The organism is Roseburia sp. AF12-17LB (assembly GCF_003479605.1).
Taxonomy (GTDB): Bacteria; Bacillota; Clostridia; order Lachnospirales; family Lachnospiraceae; genus Roseburia_C; species Roseburia_C amylophila.
The window spans coordinates 20,265-33,117 of sequence record NZ_QUHR01000001.1 but is presented as its reverse complement, the minus strand read 5'-3'; the positions used below and the strand labels follow the sequence as shown (position 1 = coordinate 33,117).

Annotated in this window: 11 protein-coding genes; 2 read left to right on the top strand and 9 right to left on the bottom strand. The window is 38.9% G+C overall.

The window, feature by feature from the left end:
• Positions 1 to 3: 3 nt before the first annotated feature.
• The 7 genes from DWV68_RS00170 to DWV68_RS00140 form a co-directional block, all read right to left on the bottom strand.
• A complete protein-coding gene (locus DWV68_RS00170; protein WP_117697305.1) occupies positions 4 to 1,038 on the bottom strand; it encodes an FkbM family methyltransferase in 1,035 nt (344 codons plus the stop codon).
• A gap of 3 nt (positions 1,039 to 1,041) precedes the next feature.
• Entirely contained in the window at positions 1,042 to 2,565 is a 1,524-nt protein-coding gene (locus DWV68_RS00165; RefSeq protein WP_117697307.1) for a hypothetical protein, read from the bottom strand.
• Complete coding sequence (locus DWV68_RS00160) at positions 2,555 to 3,610, bottom strand: glycosyltransferase (RefSeq protein WP_117946030.1); 1,056 nt, start codon at positions 3,608 to 3,610, stop codon at positions 2,555 to 2,557. The genes DWV68_RS00165 and DWV68_RS00160 overlap by 11 nt, the downstream gene beginning before the upstream one ends.
• 1 nt (position 3,611) lies before the next feature.
• Positions 3,612 to 4,754, bottom strand: a complete 1,143-nt coding sequence (locus DWV68_RS00155; protein WP_117697311.1) for a CgeB family protein — start codon at positions 4,752 to 4,754, stop codon at positions 3,612 to 3,614.
• A gap of 56 nt (positions 4,755 to 4,810) precedes the next feature.
• Positions 4,811 to 5,197 (bottom strand): molecular chaperone, encoded by a 387-nt coding sequence (locus tag DWV68_RS00150; protein ID WP_242988670.1) that lies wholly within the window; start codon positions 5,195 to 5,197, stop codon positions 4,811 to 4,813.
• Between the two features lie 61 nt (positions 5,198 to 5,258).
• Positions 5,259 to 6,518, bottom strand: a complete 1,260-nt coding sequence (locus tag DWV68_RS00145; protein ID WP_117841483.1) for a glycosyltransferase family protein — start codon at positions 6,516 to 6,518, stop codon at positions 5,259 to 5,261.
• 1 nt (position 6,519) lies between these two features.
• A complete protein-coding gene (locus DWV68_RS00140) occupies positions 6,520 to 8,097 on the bottom strand; it encodes a glycosyltransferase (RefSeq protein ID WP_118664671.1) in 1,578 nt (525 codons plus the stop codon).
• 118 nt (positions 8,098 to 8,215) lie between these two features.
• On the opposite strand from DWV68_RS00140, the gene DWV68_RS00135 reads away from it, so the two are divergent.
• Positions 8,216 to 9,382 carry a CgeB family protein gene (locus DWV68_RS00135; protein ID WP_118664669.1) on the top strand — a complete coding sequence of 389 codons (1,167 nt, stop codon included), beginning with the start codon at positions 8,216 to 8,218 and terminating at the stop codon, positions 9,380 to 9,382.
• Positions 9,383 to 9,395: 13 nt separating this feature from the next.
• On the top strand, positions 9,396 to 10,565 hold the full coding sequence (locus DWV68_RS00130; RefSeq protein ID WP_117697317.1) for a CgeB family protein: 1,170 nt from the start codon (positions 9,396 to 9,398) through the stop codon (positions 10,563 to 10,565).
• Here the strand turns inward: DWV68_RS00130 and DWV68_RS00125 are convergent.
• Entirely contained in the window at positions 10,549 to 12,381 is a 1,833-nt protein-coding gene (locus DWV68_RS00125; RefSeq protein WP_197420784.1) for a motility associated factor glycosyltransferase family protein, read from the bottom strand. The genes DWV68_RS00130 and DWV68_RS00125 overlap by 17 nt on opposite strands.
• 1 nt (position 12,382) lies before the next feature.
• Positions 12,383 to 12,682, bottom strand: coding sequence for a hypothetical protein (locus DWV68_RS00120; protein ID WP_022242370.1), 300 nt, complete (start codon positions 12,680 to 12,682; stop codon positions 12,383 to 12,385).
• Positions 12,683 to 12,853: the final 171 nt, after the last annotated feature.

The following is a 12,853-nucleotide window of genomic DNA, read 5'->3' as shown; positions in this document are numbered from 1 at the left end:
ATATTATTCTAACAAACCTGCATCAAAAACATCTGTTTTAAAGAAAAGAAAATCCTTTCCTGCTCCAATTCCTCTATATCTTGAGGTATATCCCAGTTCATATAATTTCATATAAAGTTTTCTTGACTCTTCCTTCTCGAAGTCCATTTCCAAAAGGATTACATCGATATCATACCAGTTAAAGTCAATTGCATTCACAATACGCGCACCCATGCCTTCCACATCAACCGACATAAAATCAATATGTCCGTCCTTAAAATTCTCTTCCAGAATGTCACCAATGTACTTCATTGGAATCTTTATCTCCTGAACTTCCAGCCCTCTGCCTTCATATGTATCAGCCACTTCCTTTACAAAGGTATTATATCCGGCATGCTTGGTCTTATAATAAGTCCATTCTTCCTCACTTCTTACATCAGAGCAGCCACACATAATCGCATTATCTCTCGGACGGTTCCTCTTAATCTCATCCACAAAATCAGGATTTGCTTCTACCAGCACACCATTTGAGCCAGCACGATAAAACATATATGAATTGTTGTAAAGAAGCCATGTATTAGAACCAATATCCAAATATCTTATTTTTGAAATATCTCTTCCAATGCTGTCAAACAAAGTTTTTACTTTCTTATCCATTCCATTCTGCGAAAAATAATCTGCTGAAACATTTAACAGCTTCTCTGCCAATGGTCTTATATGAATAATCTGCTCTCTCTTTAAACCCAATTCCATTAAATTATTTGTAATATTATCGAACCGGTATGGATATATGCAGGAAACCAGTACTACTGCATTATCTGGAAATGGTACTACGCTTTCAGCCAGTTCATATTTATGTCCTGAGTACTCATAACCGATAAATCTGAGATCCTGATGAATCAGTGTTATATCAAGTTCATCCTCAAAATTTAAAATACCACCACATATCTGCAGTTCATGACCATAGATATATATTTTTAAATTTTCCGCATTCTGTTTGAAGTTTTCCTTTAAATATTCTCTGAAAATCTCTTTTACTTTGTTTTTTGTATCGCTCATATTCTATCCTCGCCTTTCTTTATTTAGCATATCTTTTACTTGTAACATAATTTTATTTCCGGTTGTTCCGTCAATGCTGTCTACTATCTTCGAAAGAAATTCAAACCGTTTCTCCTTATAGCTGGTCAGCAAATCAATATTATCTAAAAACAAATCCAGAAAATTTTCATATCGTTCCGAGAAAAACATACTTCTCTCTGTCTGCTTAAGCAGCATCTCTATCGTAGCCTGCTGGCTGCTGATATTGTCCGGATATTTATATGCCGTTATTAAAATCGGTTTTCCGGTTACTGCATAGATTGGTGCCAGCGAACCACCTGAACCAAAATAGCAGTCCGAAAAATAAATTGCCTCATATGCTTCCGAATTCGTATCGATTACTCCCAAGCCATCCTTCACAAAATCTGACCTGATTTCATAATAGGCATCTCTGATTTCCGGCTTCATGGATTTTAAGGTTGCCTCCGTCAAAGGATGCTCTCTCCATATTACAAACACATCTCCCCGACGCTTAAATATGTCAAATATTCTTCTTAAATTATCAATAAATTTATCTTTATTATTCAATATCAGGCTGATATTGGTATTCATAAATACTTTCTTTTTATTTACAGACACTTCTTTCCAGATATCCGGAACAGGAATTCCGTCTTTGCATATTTCACAGATTTTATCAATCTTTGGTGAACCTACTGCAAATACCTTTTCTAACACCTTTTCATTACCGACTATTTTCGCCTGATTCACATATGCTTCTTTTACTTCTTCATTTTGTACAAAGATGCTGTCCACATTTTCCAGTGCAAAAGTATCGATTAAGTGCGTCTGCGGTTCTTTTGGAAATAAAAAATATGGTATGTATATCAATAAGTTCGTGTAATTTTTTAATATATTAGAATAAAATTTCGGTTCCACGCTTGTAACCAGATTTCCCAGGTCATATGGATTATGTATAAAAATTGCATCCGGCATCCGTTCCGCAAAATTATAATCCTCATAATGTGTTATCGGTACATCAGCAGGGAACAGTTTTCCCTCATAATGGTATTCGCCAAAGGTTCGGTCCGGATTTCTGTCATAATAAGGAATCGGCACCACATATGTATCAAAATCATCATCTTCAAAAGCCCGTTTCCATATACTTTCCAACGAATCCCACATGGACACTTTATATGGCAGAAATACAATTTCCCATTTGCCTTTTATATCATCCCTTACACTATCTTCTATGACATGAAGCTGTGCATTTAAGTTTTCTTTTATCTTCTCATATATTCCATTTGAAATATTTACAGAGGTCGTATAAAGCAATTCACAATACGCTTCTAAATATTTCACCGTGATAAAATTCTCACCTTCTGACTGCTCAATGCTTTCTCCGATATGTATTGCTGCATTCTGACAATCCTCTAAAAGTGCACAAACACTCTGATTATCTTTTTCTTTTATCAGTGCTTCCGCATTGCTGTGTGCTTCATAGAGAGTCTGTATTAATTCAAGTATATTTTCTTTTATATTATTTCTCATATGCCCTGATTCTCTCCTGTGCTTTTGCATAATCTCCGCATTTCCGATAATATTCCAGTGCCTGTCCGATGTCTCCGAGGCACTCCCGGATTACGCCTGCATTGTAATATGCCAGATAAGAATTTGTTCCTGTCATCCGTGCGCTCTTATACTCCGTTGCCTTTAAGAACTCAGCTACTGCTTCTTCGTAACGTTCACTATTCATATAGATGAGTCCCATCAGAAACTTGAAATCTGCACAGTCTCCAAACTCTTCATAAATCCCCTGAAACTGCAATGCCGTTTCAACCCGCCCGGTATTCAAAAGTGCGTATCCATAGCTTTCTACCATGTCAATTACATATTCCAGCTTTGGATTCAAGTCATAGCCCAATGCTTTTTCAAAATACCGGATTGCTTCTTCATAATCCTCTGCCATATAATAGCTTTTTCCAATCTGATACATGAAATAAGTATCATCCGGATGGTTCTCCAACTCTTTTAACAATAACTTCAGATTACGTTCTGCTTTTTTCCTCCGCTCCTCTTCGGTGCCTTCATAACCATCATGCAAGATAACAACCGGAGCAAGGTAAGTTTCATACTCTTCTTTATTTTTCGCTGTAACCTGTTCGTGGATACTGCCCGAATATTCATATTGCTGTCTGGAGAATATCCGGTTAATCCGTTCTATGTATTCTGTTTCCTGCTCTCCTACGGAAACGCGGTTAATTCTTTTGATTCGCCCTACCATAGAAGGATGCTGCTTTAACAGTTTTTCCAGCTCGCCTGTATCTATTTCCTGTAAATATTCATCACTGTCTATCATCATAACAATGTCATTGGACGCCTGAGTCAATGCATAATTCCGTGCTGCGGAGAAATCATTGCACCAGCTGAAATAACATACTTTATCTGCATATTTTTTCGCCATGACAACCGTATCATCCGTAGAACCGGTATCTACTACAATAATTTCAAAGCCATACCCCATCAGTTGTTTCAGGCACTTTTTCAATTTTTCTGATTCATTTTTCGTGATGATACATACAGAAATTTTTCTCATGCTATAAGTCCTCAAGTATTACTTTCATCCGTTCTTCAAATCGAAAATCTTCTTTTACCCTCTGTAATCCTCTATCCGCAATTTCTTTCCGTTCTTCTTCATGCTGCAAATAGTAATTTACCAGATAATAAAGCTCTTCTATATCTCCATAAGTGATGATTTCTTCACCCAGCCGGAAGTACTCTGCCAACTCTTCCTGGAAGTTTGAAATCACAAATCCGCCACTGGCAAGAATGTCAAGTACACGCAGCGGAATTCCTGTCCGGATTGTTTTCAGCGAAATATTAAGATTCACTTTAGAGCATTTAAATACTTTTGGCATCTGGGTATAATAATCGATATAATTCTTCTTTCTTATCTTTGGTATGGCTACATTCTGTTCTCCGGAATAGAGCGCTACATCAAAATGATTGGAAAGAAGCGTTAATATTTCCTGCCGCTCTCTTCGTGTAATCTCACTGGCCAGCAGAAATTCAATTTCACGATGATTTACCGTAATCTCTCCATTCCACTGCTTCTGATAAACTGCATTCATTCTCTCTATCAAATCATCCGTTATAAAATCCGGCAGGAAATAGCCGCCATATACTTTTTTCTGAGCCGCAATCACACCTTCCAAATATCCTCTGTCATACTCTTTCAAAGGTGCCATATACTGTGGATAGACAGTCTGATATAATTTTCCTACCAGTGAAATCTCTGCTCCATATTCCTTTTTATCTGCTTCTGTAACTGTAATCGGATAAAATGTTTCCACGTCTGCTGCCAGCGGTAAATATCCGGCATCAATTCCCTGTCTTCGATATTCTTCTGCCTGTCCCCTGTCAAAAAAATATACCTTCGTATAAGAATTCTTCAACGCCTTTGTATTACGGATATGAATCGGAGAATCATAGACCCACGCACGATAAGGCAGTTTATGATTCTGGCATACGTCTGATATAATTGGATTAAAATTAATAGAAAATACTACGTCATAATCCTGTTGCTGAATCTTTTTTTCCAGCTGTTCTGCAAATCTGTCATCTTTTTCCCAGTCATTCATCTGATAAAAGAATGTATCATATGCAACACCCAGTCTGTGTAATGCACGTTCGATTCCTTTTCCCATAAAAGAATGCCATTGCCAGAATAATATTTCCATCGTTCTCTCCTGCTTTGCAACGAAAAACACTGATACCTTTCGATATCAGTAGTTTTTTAATTCATTTTAACTTTGGCTGCTTCTTCCAGTTTTTCAAAAAATGGTATCATTTCCTTCTCAAAGGCTTCTGCAAGCTTCGCATCATCTTTTTCCTGATATATTTTGCTGAAATTTACAAACAGATTATTTGCCGCCTGCTTATCAATAAGCTGCTCTGTTTCATTGAGATAGTCCATTGTTCCATTTAAGACCTGAATTTCCCAGTTCATACCTTTGATAATGCTCAAAAGATATTCATCGGTATCCGGCTGACGATTTCCATGTAATTCTTCCATTACATTTCTCATAGATTTTAATAATTTCGGGCTGTACTCCGTCAATACTTTTAACGCTTCTTTTTCTTCTCTTCTATTATCTTCCATGATATTTTCACCCTGGCACATCCTGTGCCGCCTTTCTATAGAATGTATATCGGTTCATTCCTTCATTTTCACAAGAGTATTTTCACTTTTCACTGCATTTTCTTTCCTGGGCATCTATTTCATCAATAAATGCAAGAAGCTTTTTTGCGCTCTGCTCCCAGGTATAATTTTCCTTTGCTTTCCTATAAGCATTCTCTGCAATCATCTGCAGGTTATCTCTTCCTGCCCCTTTCAGATAATCCGCAAGCAGTTCCGGAATCTTATAAAGTTCATTCAACCGGTACATGAGAATATCTTTCCCATCTGTAAACTGCTCTTTCAGATAAGTGCTTTCATCGGTAAGCACCACGCTATGCTGTAACATGCTGTTTGCAATCCGCTCCGTAAATCCATCCTTATGCCAGGCCATCACATTAAAAGATATAAGGCTTTTTTCCATGACTTCAAGGCTTTCTCTCATATCCACCGCTTCATGAATACGAAGATATGGTGAATCCCCAAACGGGCTCTTCTTCCAACTGTCCCCAAATACTTCCAGTGTAATGCCTGCTTCTAAAATTACCTTTACTGCTTTTTCCCGGTAATAGGACATGATGCAATAAATCATTGGCTTGACACCATCTAATACTTCTAAAAATTCTTCATCCGATAGTACAATTCCATCTTTTCGTAAGGATTCTTCCAATGCTTTCTCCGCAGTCTCTTCCGGGTGCTGTTTCATCTGAAACAGAAAATGGGCTGCTATCTTTTTAATGATTCCCTGGCTATTTCTGATCAGTGGCAGATAACTCCGATAGTCCGTATAGGTGCCAATAAAGGATATCTGATATTCCTTTTTATCCTGCACCCCCCTCAAATTCCGCTCTGCTTCCTGTTTTCCATTCTCTCCTGCTGACTTCTCACAACCTCCCGGAAAGATAATGGAACTTCCTGCAATTCTCGGATAATACTTTTCTATAAATGCCGCATAATTTCTGTCATGGGTTGCACTATAGCAATGCTCCGGCATTCTGATATAATGATTCTTCATCCAGATTGGATGGTCAAACTGGAAATTTATTTTTGGTCCCTTTATCAAGTCATGTAAATAAATGCCTGCCTTCGGAAGATAAATATCAAAAAGATAACTCTGAAAGCCAATTACCGCCTGATATGTTTTTCCTGCATAAGCTGCCAGAGCAGCTTCGCCGCTCTGCTTCACATCAAAATATTCTACCTCTTCTCCAAGCCTCTGTAACGCTTCTCCCAGCTGCTCTGCAAATGTATTTAAAATGTTATAGCAGATTGGTTCTCCCTTATAGATTAAAATTGTCCCTTTTGCTTCTCTTATTCTATGCTCCATGTTATCTCCCGTCCGGATGCTGTACCTGCTTTTCCTGCCTTATCGTATAAGTTTCCACAAATTCACATAACCTTCGATAGTTTTCTTTTTCATCTACTGCAAGAATTTCCTCTGCTTTTCTGCGGCATGCTTCCTTCTTCTTCTCCATGAATCCTTTATCTTCACAATATTGATGTACCAGATTTACCATCGACTCAATAGAATCACAGGTGAATACCTTGCCCACATTTACCTGCACATCGCAGTTGTCCAGTGTCACTACCGGAATTTCCTGTAAAATTGCATACATGGCTCCGGTACCGCCGCCCTGTCTTGGCGGGTTCAAAAACAAATCTCCTATGGTCATGGTTTTCTGTAATTCTTCGGTATATCCAAGGAAATAAAAACGCTCCCGATATGCTTCTGCTATCCTTTTTTCCAGTGCCTCGCAATTTCCAATAACCGCCAGTACTGCTTTTGGATTTTCCTCTAGCATCGTATAAATCGTCTTAAGGAAATCCTCTGTTACTTCCTGCACCAGCCGGTTTCCCACCAGTAAAATTACGAACTTGTCTTCTGGGATGCCATAATTTTCTTTCTTCTCTTTTTCCACAACCACTGTATTTCCCACAATGGAATGTTTTACTTCCACAAACTGCTGGTACGGTTTCAGCCAGCTCTGATATCGTCTTTCTTCCGCCATGGTATAATCCGAAGCCAGTACGATAATCGGTGCATTGGTTACCGGAATTGTCTTAACACACCTTCTGGTCAATACGGTGGTAAACTGCCGGCATAAATCTGCCAATATTGTTTTATCACCGATTTCAAGCACCCACTCAGGTGCTTCCTGCCATATCATTTCCGCCGCATCATAAAGCTGTTCCGGATAATTTTCCTGTGTAAAAAGCAGATTATAACCCTTCAGTTCCTCTCCTTCTATCTCTCCCTGAAATGTTCCTGCTGTATTCATAAAATTATTCCACAGACACTGCTTATACCACAACGGTGCTGTATTCCGATTTGGCATATAGGCGACATATAATACCACTTCGTAACCCAGTTCCTTTAAATAACGGTTCATCTGCAATGTTATTTCCGTCGGTGCATGCTGTCTTCCGATAAACTGTTTTGTTATCAGAACAATTTTTTTATTCCGTTTTTCCCACGGCAGATAGGAAAATTCCTTTTTATTCCGCTGTCTGATTTCATCCATCAATGCAGTATAAGCGTCACTGTTTCTCTTATATTCTGCCTCGTCATCCTTTATCATTTCACTGGCAAAAATTGTCCGCTGCAACTGATTCATTAATTCCACTTTCTGCCATAAATTCAAAGAGTCATCTGCCGTTAATTCTCCCATATAAGGAATGATTTTTTCATCCCGAAGAACCGCCAGCAGGGATGACCAGATGTAAATCTGCAATGTTATTGGAAACTTTGCCAATGACTGTTCTATTACGCGCAGCATATTCTGCTGCATCGCTGCATCAAATTTCTGGTAGCTTTCCTTTAACTCCCGCAGCGTTCCTTCTTCATATTCCCCTGTTGCATCCAGCTGCCCCAGTCCTCTTTGTAAAATCATAAAAAACTGTTCCATATATTTTCTTTTCGTCCTGCGACGATTTCTCCTTATTCTAACCTTGTTTCTTTCTTTCGATTTCGTTACAATAGTTATAGTTATTATACTCTATATCCAAGGAAGAGGAAAGTTTATCATGAAAATACTATTCTACCGTTATGGAAGCATTTGCGAACCGGATATTATCGAAGCCATGAAGCATTTAGGGCATGAAGTATTCTGTATTAATCTTGAAATTACCGATAAAAATATTCCCACACAGACAGTCATCAAGCATGTTTCTGATACACTGTTATCATCTTCCTTCGACTGCATTTTCTCGATAAACTTTTATCCTGTTTTATCGGAAATCTGTAATATCATGAAGCTTCCTTATATCTGCTGGACGGTAGACAGTCCTGTCATGGAATTATATTCGGATTCCTATTCGAATGAGTGGAACCGTATTTTTCTCTTTGATTCCATGCAATATCAGGACTTTGCGCCATATAACCCGGCTCATACCTTTTTCCTGCCGCTGGCAACCAATGTAAACCGTTGGAATTCCGTTCTTACTGATGTCAATCCCGATTCCTACAAAAGTGATATTTCCTTTGTAGGCTCGCTTTATACAGAGAAATGTCCTTATGATTCCATCAAGAATCCTTCCCCTTATCTCGAAGGTTATCTGAATGGAATTATGGATGCACAGGAACAGATTTACGGTGCGTTTCTTTTAAATGAATTGCTGCCGGATTCTATTGTCAAAGAATTTATTGACTGTATGCCGGATTATTATATTCCGCCGGAAAAAGCCAGACGGGTTGACCGGGATATCATTGCACAGCAGTACCTTGGCATGAAGGTAACTGCCAATGAGCGGAAGCACCTATTGTCCCTTCTTGGCTCCCATTTTTCAGTAGACTTATACACCGGAAGTGATGCAGACGCTCTTCCTGTCCACAATCGTGGACGGGTTAAGACTTTAACAGAAATGCCTCAGGTCTTTGCCCACAGCAAAATTAATCTGAACATGACCTGCAAATCCATCCGGAATGGTATTCCCCTTCGTGTCTTTGATGTTCTTGGATGCGGTGGCTTCTTACTGACAAATTATCAGAATGATTTAAGTGAATGTTTTACCATTGGAGAAGATTTAGACATCTTTACCAGTCCTGATGACCTTCTGTCTAAATGCGAATACTATCTTTCCCATGAAAAAGAACGGAAAGAAATTGCTGCAAACGGCTATCAAAAAGTATTAAATCATTATACTTATGAGAAGCAGCTTCAGAAAATGTTATCATCTGCGATTTCTCTTTAATGAAAGGAACTCTATGAAAATATTATTTCTTGATTCACCGGCTTTTGCCAAAAAAGATATGTTAGAAGCATTTCATAACTGTAACATTGAAACGGATTTATTTATGCACGAGGATTATAATGTCCGCAAAAGTGCTGCCTATGATGCGGCTTTTGATGCCGCTGTAGAAAATACTTCCTACGACTTTGTATTTTCCTTTAACTATTATCCGATTCTTGCCACCTGCACTCATCGGCATAATCTCCGTTATGTTTCCTATGTTTATGACAGTCCGCTGGTGGCTTTGTATTCCTTTACGATTACTTATCCCACCAATTATATTTTTCTTTTCGATTATCCGATTTACGAAGAGTTAAAGCAGGGGGGCATTGACCGGGTATTCTATCTGCCGCTTGCTGCAAATGCAAAAAGACTTTCCACCATGCAGGCAGCAGATTCTATCCTTGATAAAATCTCTTCCGAGATTTCTTTTGTCGGTTCTCTTTATAACGAAGACCACCTGCTTTATGACCGCTTATATCAGAAGCTTCCTGCCTTTACGAAGGGATACCTCGATGCAATTATTGCCGCCCAGCAGCAGGTATATGGTGAATTCCTAATTCCCGGTTTATTAAATGATACCATCTTAAGTGATATGCAAAAATCCGTTCCATATGCGCCAAATGAAGACGGCATCGAAACACCGCGCTATATTTATGCCAACTATTTCCTTGCCAGGAAACTGGCAGAATTAGACCGCACTGCAATCCTAAAAAAGCTTTCCGCAGTGCATCAGGTGAAGCTTTATACCAACAATCCTACTCCGCAGCTTCCCAAAGTAGAAAATATGGGAGCCATTGACTATTATGAAATTATGCCTCTGGTTTTCCAACATTCAAAGATTAATCTTAACATTACATTGCGCAGTATCCAAAAGGGCATTCCTCTGCGGGCATTCGATATTATGGGAAGCGGTGGTTTCCTGCTGACCAATTATCAGGAAGATTTTCTGAATTACTTTGTTCCGGGAGAAGATTTCATTTATTATTCTTCCTATGAGGAAGCAGAAACTTATGCCGACTATTATCTTTCCCACGAAAAAGAACGTCAGCAGATTGCTGCCAACGCCCTTGGTAAAATTTTAGATGCCCACACCTTTGAGCACCGGATTCAAACCATGTTATCTGTTATAGACGGTCAATAAATTTTTCATGTAAATCTGCTATGAGTCGATCTACCGCAGATTCATAGCCTTTGTACCAGGCTTTTGCACGATTGCATAAGTCTGGTATTGTTAAATCTGCAGATAATACATCATCCCCAATGGAAAATTCTATTTCACTGTTATAATATAGTAACAAATCCTGCACCGGTTCCTTCTGGATTTCTTCATTGAGATTCCCAAATTCTGTCAGCATTTTCTTCTGCTCCTCTACATCGCCATCTTTGGATGCTTGTTCTAACTGCTCTGCCACTTCTGTTGCTTTCTTAATATTTTCCTTTACTTCTTCCAGACGCTTCGGCTCTTCCTTTATCTCATCGATAATATCCTGCCGTTCTTCTTCTGTAAATGCCAGTGGTACTTCCTGCAATAATTTTTCGAAATCAATTTCTTTCGTGCAGGAATCAATGACTTCTTTTAATGTCATCACTTTTGCGCCTTCTATTTTTGCACCGCCCTCTGTTGCATTGATTACCGTAATATCCTCCGGCAATTTTAAAATTTCATTTTCAATCCATTTCCGGTACATATCCATCTGATAGTCTGTATCCAGCATGGTTCCATCATTGCCCTTTACCTGCACAATGACACGTTTCTTCTGATGCTGCTCATTCTCTTTTTCATCCATTTTCAGACCGCTGTTATAGCTCTGTCCTCCGGTAAAAGCAAGGTCCTGGCCGATAAATACAATTTTCTTAAAACCCAGTGCCTTTACCAGCGAAAATGCGCTGGTAGAAATAGAACCTCCGGTTAAAATATCATCCAAGACATAGCCTTTTCTTTCTATTACAGCCTTTGCAAACATATTACACGGAAATTCATCATAGAAATGTTTGCCGGTATGTCTCTTTACGATTTCTTCTCTGGATATTGCCTCAAATACAAACGGAAATGTGCTGATATCAATTCCTTCAAAAAAGCGGTCTGCAACTCTTGCGTCTACCGTCATTCCCAAATCTGGTGTAATTCCGGCATTTACTACTGCCCGGAGTGCTGCATCCACCACAAGAATCAATGCTTTTCCTTTCGCCCGCTTCAGTTCCTGCACATTTTTATTTAAGGATGGTCCTGCCGCCACAATAATTGCCGGTACATCGCTCAAGTCCTCCTCCGCAAGACATTCTTTCAGATAATGGGTATCTGTCTGCCAGAGATAATCATACATATTACTGAGAGCATGTGCCGCAAACTCATCCCGGAAATTATAGATGGTATTTCGATATGTTTTCGTCTTATTCATGAAATATATCATAGTCTCTAACATATGTTTACATTCCTTCGGATAAATGGAATCATAATTCGGAAGAATACCAAGACGCAGCATCCGGATATTGTTGAAGCTGATACCGGATTCTAAATAATCCTGCAGCATGTTCTCTGACTCTACTATCAAATACACATTTTTCTTCTTTAAAAGTTCAGTATAATCAAAGGTCTCTAATGTTTTTTGGAAAATAGCAATGGATGGTTCATATACAATAAGTGTCATGGTCTCATCCAGCGTCTGCGCCAATGCTTCTATACTTCTTCCGTCTCCAAATCCCAAAAGAAAGAACACACTGTAGGAGCCTTCTTTTTCAAACTGGCTGACATACTGCATGGATGCTTCCTTTGGATTATATTTACTATTTAACCGGTATTCCAATCCGCCCTTTGTCACAATCGGATAAAGCATTTCATCTTCCGCTGCTTCATAGCGTATCTCTACTGATTGCTCCGGCTGTGCCGTTTCCAGATATTCATAAAGTCTTACATGATGTTCCCGGATTGCCTGCATATTCTTTTCGTATATCGTCATATTATATCTCCCATCCCATATATCTGCCATATTCATAGTTCAGGCAATCTGCCAGTTCCATGATCTGATGATTCTGATATGCATGAATCAAATGTTCCAATATAGTAACTGCCTGTTCCTGTATTGCTACGTCGGTTTCACCTTTTTCTGTATAATATGTAATTTGTTCTAACAGGCTATCCTTTATCTCCTGAATATGTGCACCAATCCATGGATAAGTTTCCTCCTGCTGGTTCTGATACAGCTTCCGGATTACTGCTTTCATTTCCTCTTGTAATTGACTATACTTTCCTGCTTCCACTTTAGAGTACCTCGTCTTATCTCTTTTCTTCTATTCTACATGATACTAATCTTTTCGTCACTAAGAAAATAATTATCACTACCCGTGTAACAAAGAATGTGCCTTAGCACATTCTCGCGCCTGCGCCATCTAGCTTATACGCCGCAGTGCGCATCCTCGCAGAGCGTTTTT

What these genes read in the sequence shown, in the direction of transcription:
- DWV68_RS00170 (WP_117697305.1), bottom strand. Translation starts at nt 1,038, where the DNA reads ATGAGCGATACAAAAAACAAAGTAAAAGAGATTTTCAGAGAATATTTA.
- DWV68_RS00165 (WP_117697307.1), bottom strand. Translation starts at nt 2,565, where the DNA reads ATGAGAAATAATATAAAAGAAAATATACTTGAATTAATACAGACTCTC.
- DWV68_RS00160 (WP_117946030.1), bottom strand. Translation starts at nt 3,610, where the DNA reads ATGAGAAAAATTTCTGTATGTATCATCACGAAAAATGAATCAGAAAAA.
- DWV68_RS00155 (WP_117697311.1), bottom strand. Translation starts at nt 4,754, where the DNA reads ATGGAAATATTATTCTGGCAATGGCATTCTTTTATGGGAAAAGGAATC.
- DWV68_RS00150 (WP_242988670.1), bottom strand. Translation starts at nt 5,197, where the DNA reads ATGTGCCAGGGTGAAAATATCATGGAAGATAATAGAAGAGAAGAAAAA.
- DWV68_RS00145 (WP_117841483.1), bottom strand. Translation starts at nt 6,518, where the DNA reads ATGGAGCATAGAATAAGAGAAGCAAAAGGGACAATTTTAATCTATAAG.
- DWV68_RS00140 (WP_118664671.1), bottom strand. Translation starts at nt 8,097, where the DNA reads ATGGAACAGTTTTTTATGATTTTACAAAGAGGACTGGGGCAGCTGGAT.
- DWV68_RS00135 (WP_118664669.1), top strand. Translation starts at nt 8,216, where the DNA reads ATGAAAATACTATTCTACCGTTATGGAAGCATTTGCGAACCGGATATT.
- DWV68_RS00130 (WP_117697317.1), top strand. Translation starts at nt 9,396, where the DNA reads ATGAAAATATTATTTCTTGATTCACCGGCTTTTGCCAAAAAAGATATG.
- DWV68_RS00125 (WP_197420784.1), bottom strand. Translation starts at nt 12,381, where the DNA reads ATGACGATATACGAAAAGAATATGCAGGCAATCCGGGAACATCATGTA.